The organism is Actinomyces naeslundii (assembly GCF_001956585.1).
In the GTDB taxonomy this organism is placed as follows: domain Bacteria; phylum Actinomycetota; class Actinomycetes; order Actinomycetales; family Actinomycetaceae; genus Actinomyces; species Actinomyces naeslundii.
The window spans coordinates 16088-29932 of the sequence record NZ_MSRR01000020.1 but is presented as its reverse complement, the minus strand read 5'-3'; the positions used below and the strand labels follow the sequence as shown (position 1 = coordinate 29932).

Here is a 13845-nt window from a genome sequence, read left to right as displayed (position 1 = left end):
GGCGCCCTCCCCTTTTTCCGTATCCCTCACCCCGTTCATCAGACCGCTTCAAGGAGAGCCCATTGCGCATCGGATTCGACCGCGACAAGTACCTGCGGATGCAGTCCAGCCACATCGCGGAGCGCCGCGCCCAGTTCGGCGGCAAGCTCTATCTGGAGTTCGGAGGGAAGCTCATCGACGACATGCACGCCTCGCGCGTGCTGCCGGGCTTCACCCCGGACAACAAGATCGTCATGCTCGCCGAGCTGGCCGACGAGGTCGAGATCGTCATGGCGGTCAACGCCAAGCACCTCGCCCACAACAAGGTCCGTGCAGACCTGGGCATCTCCTACGAGGACGACCTGCTGCGCCACATCGACGCCTTCCGCAGCTACGGGCTCTACGTGGGCAGCGTCGTCGTGACCCAGTGGACCGAGGACAACCGTCAGGCCCATGACTTCAAGCGCAAGCTGGAGTCGCTGGACATCACGGTCTACCGTCACTTCCCCATCCCCGGCTACCCCGGCGACGTCGCTCGTATCGTCTCCGAGGAGGGCTACGGGCGCAACGAGTACATCGAGACCAGCCGGGACCTCGTGGTGGTCACCGCCCCCGGCCCGGGCAGCGGCAAGATGGCCACCTGCCTGTCCCAGATCTACCACGACCACCTGCGGGGCATCTCCTCGGGCTACGCGAAGTTCGAGACCTTCCCGATCTGGAACCTCCCCCTGGACCACCCGGTCAACATCGCCTACGAGGCCGCCACCGCGGACCTCGACGACGTCAACATGATCGACCCCTTCCACCTGGCGGCCCACGGCGTCCAGACCGTCAACTACAACCGCGATGTCGAGGTCTTCCCGGTCCTGACCCGTCTGTTCGAGGAGATCCTGGGATCCTCGCCCTACGCCTCTCCCACGGACATGGGCGTCAACATGGCGGGTAACTGCATCTGCGATGACGAGGCCTGCCGGCAGGCCGCCAGCCAGGAGATCATCCGCCGCTACTACCGGGCCCTGGTGACCGAGAAGCGCGAGGTCATCGCCCCCGTCCAGTCCCAACGGATCGCGCTGCTCATGGCCAAGGTGGGGGTCAGCAAGGAGGACCGTCCCGTCGTGCCGCCCACGCTGGAGGTGGCCGCGGCCACCGGTGAGCCCGCCTCAGCGATCGAGCTGCCCGACGGGCGCATCGTGACGGGTAAGACCTCGGCCCTGCTGGGCTGCTCCTCGGCGATGCTGCTCAACGCCCTCAAGGTCCTGGCCGGGATCGATGACGGCGTCGACCTGCTGGCCCCAGCCTCCATCGAGCCGATCCAGAAGCTCAAGACCCAGGGACTGGGCAGCCGCAACCCAAGGCTGCACACCGACGAGGTGCTCATCGCCCTGGCCGTGTCCGCCAACGGGGACGACAACGCCCGCAAGGCACTCGACCAGCTCGAGACGCTGCGGGGCTGCGACGTCCACACCTCCACGATCCTGGGGTCGGTGGACGAGGGCATCTTCCGCGCCCTGGGGGTCCAGGTCACCAACGAGCCGGTCTACGCCACCAAGTCCCTGTACCGCAAGAAGTGAGGCCCGGGCGCGGGCGGCCCGCCTGCGGCGCCGCCCGCATCCGGACACCCTGTTGAGGTGGGACTGGTCACATGAGTGCGGGGAGGCGGCCGGACGCACTCGCACGCGGTACATTCTCCCCAACGAGATGAGCTCGTGTGCTCTGGGGTCGGTGAAAGTCCGAACCGGCGGTGACAGTCCGCGACCCGGTCGCATCCAGCGACCGGCTGACCAGGTGGAACTCCTGGACCGACGGTGAGAGTCCGGATGGGAAGCGCACACGGGACACACCACGCCGTACCGGTGCTGTGCACCCGGTGAGCCCGGCGTGGCGGTGTCTCTCCCCAGCGCACCCGAGGGAGAGGACCGGATGACTTCGTTCACCCCCGTGCAGACGGCCGCGATGCGACGCGCCCTCCGGGCCGCGGCCTCCCCCGACGCGCCGCCCGGCCCCAACCCCAGGGTCGGTTGCGTCATCCTCTCCGCCGACGGCGACGTCCTCGCCGAGGGCCACCACCGTGGCGCCGGCACCGCCCACGCCGAGGTCGACGCGCTGGCGAACCTCGCCGCGGCGGGTGCCTCCGCCCAGGGAGCGACCGCCGTGGTCACCCTCGAGCCGTGCAACCACGAGGGCCGCACCGGCCCGTGCGTCCAGGCGCTCCTCGCCGCGGGCGTGGCCGAGGTCATTTACGCCCAGGACGACCCAACCGAGCAGGCCGGAGGCGGCGCGGCGACGCTGGAGGCCGCCGGCGTGCGGGTACGGCGCGGGCTGTGCTCCCAAGACGCCGCACGTCTCAACCGCCCGTGGCTCCTGGCCGTGACCCGCGGCCGCCCCATGGTGACGTGGAAGCTCGCCGCCACCCTCGACGGCCGTATCGCCGCCGCCGACGGCACCAGCCGGTGGATCACCCCGACGGCGGCCCGCCGCGACGCCCACCACCTGCGCCGTCAGTGCGACGCCATCATGGTGGGCACCGGCACCGTCCTCGCCGACGACCCGGCCCTCACAGTCCGTGACGAGATGGGAGAGCCCGCCCCGGCTCACCTCCAGCCGCTGCGCGTCATCGTCGGTTCCAGGCGCCTGCCTCCCACCTCCAAGGTGTTCGCCGACGACCGCTATCTCCTCCTGCCCGACCACGACCCGCGCACCGTCCTCGCCGTGCTCGCCGAGCGCGAGATCCGCCAGGTCCTCCTCGAAGGAGGCCCGACCCTCGCGACCGCCTTCCTGCGCGCCGGCGTCGTCGACGAGGTCGTCGCCTACACGGCCCCCGCACTTCTGGGCGCGGGACCGGCCGCCATCGCCGACTTCGGGGCGACGACGATCACCGATGCCCTGCGGCTACGTCATCCCCGCGTCGAGGTCCTCGGCGCGGACGACGGGCTCGCCATCCGCCTCTCCGGTGACCTGGGGGCCGACGACGCCGACCCCGACGCCCCTCCGGGCCCGAGGCCGCGGCACAGCCAATGCCCGGACCACCGGGACCGCACTCATCCCCCTATCCGCCGCCACACCGAGAAGAGTCACTGATGTTCACCGGAATCGTCGAGGAGCTCGGACGCGTCGTCCGGCTCGAGACCATCGAGGACTGCGCCCGGCTGACGGTCGAGGCGCCCACCGTCACCCAGGACGCGAGCCTGGGCGACTCCATCAGCGTCAACGGGTGCTGCCTGACGGTCGCCGCCATGCACGGGAGTACCTTCACCGCCGACCTCATGGCGGAGACTCTCACGCGCACCACCTTGGGCTCCCAGGCGCCCGGAGACCCGGTCAACCTCGAGCGCGCCCTGCGCGCCACCGACCGGCTCGGCGGGCACATCGTTCAGGGGCACGTCGATGCCACCGCCGAGGTCCTCGACCGCAGCCACGGCGAGCACTGGGACCTCCTGCGCGTCGGTCTGCCGCAGGAAATCGCCCGCTACGTCGCCGTCAAGGGATCGGTGGCCCTCGACGGGGTGTCGCTGACCGTCGTCGACGTCGAGGACGCCCAGCACAACGCCCCCGACGCCTCCCCCACGCCGGGAGCAGGGGCGTCACTCAGCGTCGGCCTCATCCCGGAGACGCTGCGACGCACGACTCTGGGCACGAGGCGGCCGGGAGAACGGGTCAACCTCGAGGTCGACGTCATGGCCAAGTACGCCGAGCGTCTTCTGGGCGCCCGCCTGGGCGAGGAGGATCGGCAGGCATGCTGAGCACCAGGAGCGTGCGCCCGGACACACGCATGGACAGCGTCGAGGACGCCCTCGCCGCCCTCCGCGAGGGCCGGACGGTCGTCGTCGTCGACGATGAGAGCCGGGAGAACGAGGGGGACCTCATCTTCCCCGCAGCGACCGCCACGACCGAGCAGCTGGCCTTCGCGATCCGACACTCGACCGGTATCATCTGCGCACCCATGACGGCCCAGGAGCTCGACCGCCTGGGCATCCCCATGATGACCGAGCACAACACCGATCCCAAGAGGACGGCCTTCACGCTGAGCGCCGACGCACGCACAGGCATCACCACGGGCGTGAGCGCCACCGATCGGGCCCGCACCATCCGTGTCCTGGCGGACCCGGGCTCAGTACCGACCGACCTCGTCCACCCCGGCCACGTCTTCCCCCTGCGTGCACGCGAGGGCGGGATCCTCACGCGCCGCGGTCACACCGAGGCCGCCGTCGACCTCATGCGCCTGTCGGGCAACCGCCCCGTGGGCGTCCTCGTGGAGATCGTCAACGACGACGGCACCATGGCGCGCCGCCACCAGCTGCGAGAGCTCGCCGACGCCCACGCCATGCCCATGATCACGGTCGGCGACCTGGAGCGCCACCGTTGGCTGCACGAGGATCTCGTCGAGGAGGTCGTCTCGACGCACCTGCCCACCGCGCACGGGGAGTTCACCGCTCACGCCCTGCGCAGCAGGGTCGACGGCACCGAGTACCTCGCGCTTGTGTGCGGCCGCGTCGCGGACGGTGAGGACGTCCTCACCCGCGTCCACTCCGCCTGCCTGACCGGCGACGTCCTGTCCTCCCTGCGCTGCGACTGCGGGCCGCAGCTGCGCGCCGCCATGGAGGCGATCGGCGCCCGCGGCCGCGGGGTCCTCGTCTACGCCTCCGACCACGAGGGGCGCGGCATCGGGCTCATCGACAAGCTCCGCGCCTACGCGCTGCAGGAGGAGGGAATGGACACCCTCGACGCCAACGTCGCGCTGGGGCTGCCGGCCGACGCCCGCAGCTACGCCACCGCCGCCCAGGTGCTGCGGCACCTGGGCGTGCGCTCGGTCGAGCTCATGACGAACAACCCAGACAAGGTCACAGGCCTGGAGCACTACGGCGTGAGCGTCCGCTCCAGGACATCGACGCCGACCTTCGCCAACGGGGAGAACCTCGGCTACCTGCGCACCAAGCGCGACCGCATGGGCCATCTGCTCACCGGGCTCGAGCCCACCGGGTCCCGCACGGAGGTGCTGCCCGGTGAGGAGACGGCCGACGATGCGCCCTGGCACAAGACCGACGAGAACGAGGGAGAGACACGATGAGCGGATCCGGGGCGCCTGAGCAGAGCGCACCTCACGCGCGGGGCATGAAGGTGACAGTCGTCGCCGCCCAGTGGCACGAGCGTGTCATGGAGGGCCTGGTCACTGGGGCGCTGCGCGCCGTCGAGGAGGCTGGAGCTCAGGCGAGCGTCGTGCGGGCGGTGGGCTCCTTCGAGCTCCCGGTGCTCGCCGCGGCCGCCGCGCGGGGCGGTGCCGAGGCGGTCGTCGCGCTGGGCGTCGTCATCCGCGGCGGCACCCCGCACTTCGATTACGTGTGCCGGGCCGCGACAGACGGACTGAGCCGGGCGGCGCTCGACACCGGGGTGCCGGTGGGCTTCGGCGTGCTCACGTGCGACGACGAGGCCCAGGCTCTGGCCCGCTGCGGCTGTCCGGGCTCGGACGAGGACAAGGGGTACGAGGCGGCGTGTGCGGCGATGTCCACGGCGCTCACACTGGCCGCCATGCGGGTCTGAGGGGCGGCTCAGCGCCGACGGGTGCCCGAGCGGCGGGCATCGCAGATCGTCAGAACCGCGCGCTCCACGGCGTAGACGGGATCGCGGCTGGCGCCCTTGGCCTCGGCGTCGGCCCGGGCGACCGCCAGGATCGAGGCGGCCAGGGCGTCGTCGGACCAGCCCTGGAGCTCGCGGCGGGCCCGGTCCACCTGCCAGGGCGCCATGCCCAGCTCGGCCGGGCTCATGCGACGGCCCCCAGCGGCCGCGACCCGGGCTAGCTGGCGCACCTTCATCGCCAGGGCGGCGACGATGGCCACCGGGTCGGTACCGGTGGCCACGGCGTGGCGCAGGGCGGTGATGGCGGCCGGGGTGTTGCCGGCCGCGGCGGCGTCGGCCACGGTGAAGCCGGTGGCCTCGATGCGCCCGGCGTAGTAGGTGCGCACGTGGTCAACGCTGATGGTGCCCTGGGTGTCGGCGAGGAGCTGGTCGACGGCGGAGCACAGTTCGCGCACGTCGCTGCCCAGGGCATCGACGAGGGCGCCCACGGCCTCGGGGGCGATGCTCCGCCCGGCGCGGCGCACGTCGGCCACGACCAGGGAGGACTTGTCCTTGGCGCTCTTGATGGCGTCGCACTGGACGGTCGGGTAGGGCGAGGCCTTGATGGCGTCGAGCAGACGCTTGCCCCGCTGCCCCCCGTTGTGGCGCAGGATGACGCTGACCTCGGGGTCGGCGGCACCCACGTAGGCGATGAGGTCGGCCAGGAGGGCGTCTGTCATCTGCTCCAGGGCGGGGACGTAGACGAGCCGGGGCTCTCCGAACAGGGAGGGCGACACGAGGGTGTCGAGCTGGTGGGGCTCGTAGGTGGCGGCCTCGAGGCGCGTGACCTCGGTGGTCGGGTCCTTGGCCTTGGCCTGCGCCAGAAGACTCGATACCGCACGGTCGGCGAGGACCTCCTCGCCGGCGCGGATGAGGACGATCGGAGCCAGCTGGGCCTGGTCCCAGCGGAGTCCAGCCGGTGCGTTGCGCCGGCTCCGGGAGCGGGAGGTTCGGGTCGCTGCCATGGGGCAAGCCTGCCACGAGCGGGCCGCGTCAACCGTCTCAGTCCCTCCAGCAGGGCGCGGCGGGTGTGGGGGGGCACCAGGAGCAGGGCCCCGATCTCGCAGACCCCCAGTGCCAGGGCACCCGTGAGGCCGTCCGGCCAGGGCAGGGTGGCGCCGGGCAGGTGGGCGAAGAACCCGGCGACCCACACCATCCAGGAGCAGGCCACGAGCGCCGGCCAGGCGATGACGGTGGCGGCCGCGGGCCAGGCCGGGAGGATCAGCGCGGCCAGCAGCCCGCTGATGGTGGCGACGACGGCCGCCGGCTCACTGAGCAGGTTGGCGGGAACCGACCAGGCCCCCACCGAGGGCTGGAGGAGGATGAGGAGCGGCCCGCAGGCGGCCTGGGCCACCAGTGGCAGGCCCACAGCGGCGGCCAACCACCTGGGCAGGCGTCGAGAGAGGTGGACCGCGACGGGCTTGGAGCCGATGACGATCCCGGCGGTGGCCACCACCGACAGGGCGAATCCGTAGTCCCGGGACTGCCAGGGGTCGATGAGCAGCAGGACGATGGCGCCCGCGCACAGTGCCGGCACGGAGGCGGCGCGCCGTCCGGCGACGACGCCCAGGAGCATGACGGCCCCCATGGTGGCCGCGCGCAGCACGGATCCCGAGGGGCGCACCAGGATCACGAGAGCAGTCAGCAGGACCGCTCCGAGCAGTGCCCGCCACCGCCGGGGCAGCACCCCGAGGGCGGCCAGGCCCAGGCCCAGGACGATGGCGACGTGCTGCCCGGAGACGGCCGTCAAGTGGGTCATGGAGACGATGCGCATGTCCTCGCGCACCTGGGCCGGCAGGGCGTGGTCGTCACCCAGGGCGACACCGGGTACGAGGACCCGGGCGCCCGGCGGCCAGAAACCTGTTTCCTCCCCCGCTCCTGCCGCGCCCTGTGCCCCGACGGCCCGGGCGAGACCAGAGCGGATCCCGGTGACGGCCCCGAGCACCCCGGTCGGTGGGCTGAGGACCTTGAGACCAGCGCGCTTGGGGATGATGGCTGTCTCGGCGCGGCCTGGATCGGTGGGTCGCAGGCGCGTGCGTACCTGGACGCGGGTCCCCATGGACAGGCTCAGCCACTGCTTGTCGGCCAGGACGGTGGCGCGCAGGCGAGAAGCGCACCCGGCCACCTGCTCGACGTCGAGGGCGGTGATGACGAGGGTGGACCGGCTGGTGGCCGACACCCGCGGCTCCTGGGAGACGGTGCCGATGAGGGTGACCGGCTGGCCGGAGGCCACCGCCATGGTCAACGGGTCACGCTGACGGGACCACAGGTGGGCTGCGCTGACGGCCAGGACCGTCGCGGCGCACAGGGCGCACACGAGCAGACTGGCGCTGAGGGTTCCGATGGCGCCGGGGTCCTGCTCCGGGGCTCCGGGACGCTGGTCGGCCCGGTGGCGAGGGGGCCGGAAGCGCAGTACGGGCACGACGAGTGCCGCAGCCAGGGCGGTGCACCCGGCGGCCATGAGGAGCGCCTGGCTCCATGCCGCCGGTCCGTCACCTCCGACAGCCCACCAGGCGCAGGCCCAGCAGGTGACCGCCGGAGCGAGCAGACGCAGGTCGAGGGCCTCGGGGGCCTTGGAGGAGGTCGCGTGCGCATGTCGTCCGCGGCGTCGGTGCCGGTCCTGCTCCTGACGCAGGCGCTCATAGAGCGCGGGGTCGTCCCACGGGGCCCGGGAGTCGGCGGCAGCGGGGTCGGCACTCACACGGTGGCCTGTTCTCGCAGGGCCTCGAGCTTGGCCTTGCCGATGCCGGGGACGTCGGTGAGCGCATCAACGCTGGCGAAGGGCCCGTGGGAGTCGCGGTACTCCACGATCCGTTGGGCCAGGGCCGGGCCGATGCCGGGAAGCTTCTCCAGATCGGAGGCCGAGGCCGTATTGATGTTGACCGTTCCTGAGGCGCTGCCGGCACCGGGCTTCCCCGGGGCTGTTCCCGTACCGGGGGTGACGGCTGCGCCGGGCTGCGGTACGGGGTCGGGCAGGACCTCACCGATGCGCGGCACACGGATCTGCTCGCCATCGGTCAGGACACGGGCGAGGTTGAGCTGCTGGGTGTCCGCGTCCGGGGAGACTCCCCCAGCGGCGCCGATGGCGTCATTGACGCGACTGCCCTCTCCCAGGGTGACGACGCCCGGTCTGATCACCGCTCCGGTGACGTGGACGACGACGCTGCCGGCGCCAGCACTCGGTCCTCCCGGAGCGGGGCCGCCCGGAGCTGTAGCCGTACCCGCTCTCGGCCCAGCGGTGGATACAGCGGCCGAGGGACGCGCCGCAGCGGTGGTCCCGGCCGCGGCCGGGGCCGACTCGCCGCCGGCCGCGGTGGAGGTCAGGACGGCCCGCAGCGCCAGGACGACGGCCAGGACAAGGAGAACGGAGCCGGCGACGACGGCGGCTCTCGGCGCGATTGCCAGACGGCGTGGCCGACGCACAGGCTCCTCGGGGTCGGTCGAGCACGCCAGACGCACGAGGTCGTCCAGGGACCGGTTCCCGGTGCTTCTCCTGACGCCCATGCCTTCGACGCTAAGAGCTGGGGCTGGTCCCCGCACGGTCGCCCCGTCTGCCCTGTGGAGAGCACTCGCAACCGGCCGCCTGTGGCAACCGGACTGCGCCGTCGGACCGGGATCAGTGGGCCCGGAGGTCGGGGGCGACGGCGATGCCGAGGGCCCCGGGGCCCACGTGGGTGCTGGTCGCCTCGTCGACCGGAAGGGTGAGGACCTCAGTGACGATGGCCCCCGCCTCCTCCATGGCCTCACGCAGACCTGTCTCGAGCTGTGCCAGCATGCCGGTGTCGTCGCCCTGGATGGCCAGGCGCACCGGTTCGGCGGGACGCCTGGGGCCGGACAGAGCGGTCCCTCCGGCAGCGCGGACGGCCTGGGCGATGAGGTGGCGCCTGGCTCGGGCCGCACCGCGCACGGTCTCCAGCGCCCGGATCCCGTCGCGGGTGAGAGCCAGGACCGGACGGATGCCAAGGACACCGTCCAGGCGGGCGGTCGTGCGGTCGATCCGCCCGGAGCGGGCCAGCCGGCCCAGGTCGTCCACGACGAAGAGCTGGCAGGAGCGGGCGGTGCTGGCCTGGGCCAGAGCCGCGCCGCGCCGGGCGTCGTGGGCGCGCGCGGCGGCCAGCACCGCGAGCCCCAGGGCCCCCGAGCTGGTACCGGAGTCGACGACGCGCAGCCACTGCGGCCGACGGCGCTCCGCTCTCCCGTCCCGGCCGCTGTACTCGGCCTCGACCTGGGCGGCGGCGATACGGGCGTTGTCCATGGTGCCGGACAGGGCCGAGGAGATGTGGATGGCCAGAACCTCCTGGGCCCGGCCGGCTGCGCGGCGGTAGACATCCACCAGCTCCTGAACGCTGGGGCGGGATGTGGTCCCGGACGCACCATTCTCGCCGGGGACTGCATGGAGCGCCACGATCTCGATCGCCCGGTCACCCAGCAGGGACTCCGTCAGACAGGCGGCGGAGTCAGTGACGACGGCGAGCGACATGACCCCTACCTTATCGGCAACGCCGCTGCTCACCGGCCAGGTGCCGCCCGTGGCGGCAGCGCCAGGCCCCGTCCTCTACTGCCCCTCAGCCCCTGGCGGCCCGGCGCTGCGAGAGGTGAGAAGATCGTCGTAGAGGTTGACGAGCCGCTTGGTCATCGTCTCGGAGTCGAACTGCTGAGCGACCTCCAGCGCCCCTTCGGACAGCTCGGCCAGCCGGGCGTCGTCGGACAGGAGCGAGGCGAAGACCCTGGCAAAGTCCTCGCCTTCGATCCCGTCGGTGAGGATCGCGTTGCGCTCGGTGAGGCACTCGGTCATCCGCTCGTCGCAGTAGACGATCGGCAGTCCGGAGGCGGCGGCCTCCAGGAACACCATGGGCTGGTTGTCGAAGTGGTAGGAGGCCAGGGAGAAGACATCGGCCTGCTTGAGCAGAACGGCGACCTCCTCCGGCGATCGCTTGCCGGTCAGGACCACGCGGTCAGCGACCCCGAGCTCCTCGGCGCGCCGCCCCAGCTCCTCCTGGGAGGGGCCGTGTCCCACCAGCACCAGCTTGACCGGCATGTCGGCCAGGTGAGGCATGGCCTCGATGAGCGTCATCTGCCGCTTCTCAGGGCTGAGGCGGGCCACGCAGATGATGATCTTCTCACCTGGGACCTTGGGAATCGGCGAGTCGTCGACGCGGGCGCGCCGGTAGCGGCCGGAGTCCAGCCCGTTGGGCAGCACCATGTAAGGAGCGGTCAGTCCGCCGTCGTCGATGAGGACCTGGGCCAGGTGCTGGGAGGGTGACAGGCAGGCGTCGCACTTGTTGGCGAAGGCCGCCGTCAGCCGCCACCCCTGGCGGGACAGCGCCGACTTCATGTCGCGCTTGTTGAGGTGCTTGATGGAGTCGCGGTGCACGCGGGGCAGGACCGGCAACGACTTGAGGGCCACGGGGAAGGCGACGGACAGGGCCAGCAGGCCGGAGACCACGGCCAGGGGGTAGTCGTCGATGAGCTCGGTGTAGAGGGTGTGAATGGTGGTGACGTGAGGGATGTTCTGACGCTTGGCCACCCAATGGGCCAGGACACCCAGGCTGAACTGGGTCTGGCTGTGGACGATATCGAAGTCGTAGGCGTCGAAGCGTCGGGCCAGACCGGGATAGATGGTGGCGACCTCGCGGCTGTCGAAGACGTAGTAGCGCGAGGAGGACAGGCGGATGACGTGGTCGTCGGTCTCCTCATAGCCCTCGGCCTTGGGGGCCACCACGTAGACCTCGTGACCCATGCGCTCCAGCGCGGAGCGGAAGGTCGCCGTGGAGGTAGCCACGCCGTGGACGGAGGGCAGGTAGTCGTCGATGAAGAAGGCGATCCGCATGGCGCTCACCCGATCCTGTGGACCGGGTGAGCCAGCAGCTGGCCCACGAGGGGCGGCGGGGGAGGCTCTTCCGGAAACGACAACGCAGGGGGCAACATAGGGCGTGCAAACCTCGCGGCACAGGGGACGGGCAGGAGCAGGATCGGACGCATGGTCTCGACGCCATCGAAACCCGAGGCTACCTTGTCGACCGGATTCCCGCCGCCCGCACGACCAGAAACGGCACCAACTCCACATGTCTCTGCGTTTCCCCTGGTAGATGAAGGTCTGCGCCTGTGAGCGCTCTATGAACGAGCTCGGCGGCACGGACCTGGCGAAGACCCGTGTCCTGAGAGGTATCCGGACGCGGCAGGCCCCGGCACACCCGGGTCAGCGCGCTGGCAGGTTCGGCGTTTACGATGGCTCCATGACCGATTCCGCTGAGATCGCACGCCTCAAGGCCGAGGCCGCTCAGGCCGCCGCCGAAGCCGCCGCGGCCAAGGCAGCCGCCGCTCAAGCCGCCCTCGACGCCGCCATCGCCTCCACTCCCGCCTCGGCCGAGGCGACCCCGGCCGCAGAGACCGCAGACGCCGGCACAGGGGCTCCGGCCGCAGCCTCCACGGAGCCGGCCGACGCCGTCGCTCCCGCTGATTCCGCACAGCCCGCCGCTCCCGCGGAGTCGCCGGCGCAGGAGCCCCCCACAGCACAGGCTCAGGCAGAGACCGGGCCTGACGCCGAGGAGGCCGGGTACACCGCCGACGTCCGCGCCGGCTACAGCTTCTCCTCCCCCACCCTGCCGGTGGGCACCTACCTCGACACGCTCTCCGGCGGTGAGCCCGCAGCTGTCAAGGGACTGTCTGTCGGCATCCCGCTGGGGCTGCTCAACCGGCACGCGCTGGTGGCCGGGGCGACCGGAACCGGCAAGACCCGCACGCTCCAGCTCCTGGCCGAGGGCCTGTCCAGCGCCGGCGTGCCGGTGTTCCTCGCCGACGTCAAGGGTGACCTGACCGGCCTGGCCGAGCCCGGAGCCTCCAACGACAAGATCGCCTCCCGGATCAGCTCCACCGGTCAGGACTGGAAGGGGCAGTCCTTCCCCATCGAGCTGTTCAACCTCGGCGGAGGGGACTCCGGCGGCGGTATCAGCGGCACTCCGATCCGCACGACGGTCACCGAGTTCGGGCCGATCCTGCTCTCGCGGGTCCTGGGTCTCAACGACACGCAGGCCTCCGCCCTCCAGCTCGTCTTCCACTGGGCGGACGGCCAGGGGCTGGCCCTGCTGGACCTGAAGGACCTGCGCGCCGTCGTCGACTACCTGACGAACACCGACGCCGGCAAGGAGGAGCTCAAGACCATCGGCGGTGTCTCAGCGGCGACGGCCGGGGTCATTCTGCGTGAGATCGCCGCCCTGGAGGCCGCCGGAGGCGAGGCCTTCTTCGGCGAGCCGGCTCTTGACGTGCGGGACCTCATGCGGGTCTCCCCCGACGGCCGAGGCGTCATCTCGGCCCTGGAGCTGGCCGACATCCAGTCCCAGGGCACGCTGTTCTCCACCTTCCTCATGTGGCTGCTCGCCGAGCTCTTCGAGACCCTGCCCGAGGTCGGCGACCCGGACAAGCCCACCATGGTGTTCTTCTTCGACGAGGCCCACCTGCTGTTCTCCGGTGCCTCGAAGGCCTTCCTGGAGGCCGTGGTGCGCACGGTTCGGCTCATCCGCTCCAAGGGCGTAGGCATCGTCTTCATCACCCAGTCCCCCACGGATGTTCCCGACGAGGTCCTGGCCCAGCTCGGTAGTCGGGTCCAGCACGCCCTGCGCGCCCACACCCCGGCCGACGCCGCCAACCTCAAGAAGGCGGTCTCCACCTTCCCGGTCAGCCCGGTCGACCTCAGCCGGGTGCTCACGTCGCTGGGAACCGGCCAGGCCGTCGTCAGCGTCCTGGACGAGAAGGGGCGCCCGGCACCGGTGGCCCCGGTGGTCATCAACGTGCCCGCCGCCGTCATGGGGCCGGCCCAGGACGGCACCGTCAGCCAGGTGCTGGCCTCCTCACCGCTCAAGCCCAAGTACGCCACGGGCGTGGACAACGAGTCCGCCTACGAGCTGCTGGCCCAGCGGGTCCAGGCCGACGCCGAGGCCGCTGAGGCTGCTCGCGCCGCTGAGCAGGCCGCCAAGGAGCAGGCCAAGGCCGATGCCGCCGCCCAGAAGGCATTGGAGAAGGAGGCCGCCCGCCAGGCGGCTCAGCGTCAGAAGGAGGCCGAGCGCCGCCAGCGCGAGGCGGAGAAGGCCGCCGAGCGCCGTCAGCGGGAGGTCGAGAAGACCATCGGCTCGGTGGGCCGCCAGATCACCCGCGAGATCACGCGCTCCATCTTCGGCACCCTCAGGCGCCGCTGAGAACCGGCTCGAGCAACAGCGAAGGGGGCTGCACCGACCGGAATGGTCGGTGCAGCCCCTTGTT

Annotated in this window: 10 protein-coding genes, 1 pseudogene and 1 riboswitch; of the genes and pseudogenes, 6 read left to right on the top strand and 5 right to left on the bottom strand. The window is 71.6% G+C overall.

Annotated elements, in window-relative coordinates; translation table 11 throughout:
- Window positions 1-62: 62 nt before the first annotated feature.
- From BKH33_RS09995 to ribH, 5 genes are all read left to right on the top strand, one after another.
- A complete protein-coding gene (locus BKH33_RS09995) occupies window positions 63-1550 on the top strand; it encodes a DUF1846 domain-containing protein (RefSeq protein WP_003780194.1) in 1488 nt (495 codons plus the stop codon).
- Window positions 1551-1683: 133 nt separating this feature from the next.
- Window positions 1684-1813: riboswitch (FMN riboswitch) on the top strand.
- Window positions 1814-1899: 86 nt separating this feature from the next.
- Window positions 1900-3057 carry a bifunctional diaminohydroxyphosphoribosylaminopyrimidine deaminase/5-amino-6-(5-phosphoribosylamino)uracil reductase RibD gene (gene ribD / locus BKH33_RS09990; protein WP_100218989.1) on the top strand — a complete coding sequence of 386 codons (1158 nt, stop codon included), beginning with the start codon at window positions 1900-1902 and terminating at the stop codon, window positions 3055-3057.
- Window positions 3057-3719 carry a riboflavin synthase gene (locus BKH33_RS09985; RefSeq protein ID WP_003780197.1) on the top strand — a complete coding sequence of 221 codons (663 nt, stop codon included), beginning with the start codon at window positions 3057-3059 and terminating at the stop codon, window positions 3717-3719. The genes ribD and BKH33_RS09985 overlap by 1 nt, the downstream gene beginning before the upstream one ends.
- Window positions 3713-5044: a bifunctional 3,4-dihydroxy-2-butanone-4-phosphate synthase/GTP cyclohydrolase II gene (locus BKH33_RS09980; protein ID WP_003780195.1), complete on the top strand. Its 1332-nt coding sequence runs from the start codon at window positions 3713-3715 to the stop codon at window positions 5042-5044. The genes BKH33_RS09985 and BKH33_RS09980 overlap by 7 nt, the downstream gene beginning before the upstream one ends.
- On the top strand, window positions 5041-5514 hold the full coding sequence (ribH, locus tag BKH33_RS09975) for a 6,7-dimethyl-8-ribityllumazine synthase (protein WP_003780199.1): 474 nt from the start codon (window positions 5041-5043) through the stop codon (window positions 5512-5514). The genes BKH33_RS09980 and ribH overlap by 4 nt, the downstream gene beginning before the upstream one ends.
- Window positions 5515-5522: 8 nt before the next feature.
- Here ribH and holA read toward each other — a convergent pair whose 3' ends face one another.
- From holA to BKH33_RS09950, 5 genes and pseudogenes are all read right to left on the bottom strand, one after another.
- A complete protein-coding gene (gene holA, locus BKH33_RS09970) occupies window positions 5523-6554 on the bottom strand; it encodes a DNA polymerase III subunit delta (RefSeq protein ID WP_232621448.1) in 1032 nt (343 codons plus the stop codon).
- Window positions 6555-6643: 89 nt separating this feature from the next.
- Window positions 6644-8290: pseudogene (locus BKH33_RS09965) on the bottom strand (ComEC/Rec2 family competence protein); the annotation flags it as partial.
- Window positions 8287-9093 (bottom strand): ComEA family DNA-binding protein, encoded by an 807-nt coding sequence (locus BKH33_RS09960; RefSeq protein WP_232621449.1) that lies wholly within the window; start codon window positions 9091-9093, stop codon window positions 8287-8289. The pseudogene BKH33_RS09965 and the gene BKH33_RS09960, both read right to left, overlap by 4 nt.
- 112 nt (window positions 9094-9205) lie before the next feature.
- Window positions 9206-10069 carry a DegV family protein gene (locus tag BKH33_RS09955; protein ID WP_076142720.1) on the bottom strand — a complete coding sequence of 288 codons (864 nt, stop codon included), beginning with the start codon at window positions 10067-10069 and terminating at the stop codon, window positions 9206-9208.
- 75 nt (window positions 10070-10144) lie between these two features.
- A complete protein-coding gene (locus tag BKH33_RS09950) occupies window positions 10145-11428 on the bottom strand; it encodes a glycosyltransferase (RefSeq protein ID WP_003782136.1) in 1284 nt (427 codons plus the stop codon).
- A 397-nt stretch (window positions 11429-11825) separates the two neighbouring features.
- Here BKH33_RS09950 and BKH33_RS09945 point away from each other — a divergent pair, with 397 nt between their 5' ends.
- Entirely contained in the window at window positions 11826-13781 is a 1956-nt protein-coding gene (locus BKH33_RS09945) for a helicase HerA-like domain-containing protein (protein WP_076142722.1), read from the top strand.
- The last annotated feature ends 64 nt before the right edge of the window (window positions 13782-13845 follow it).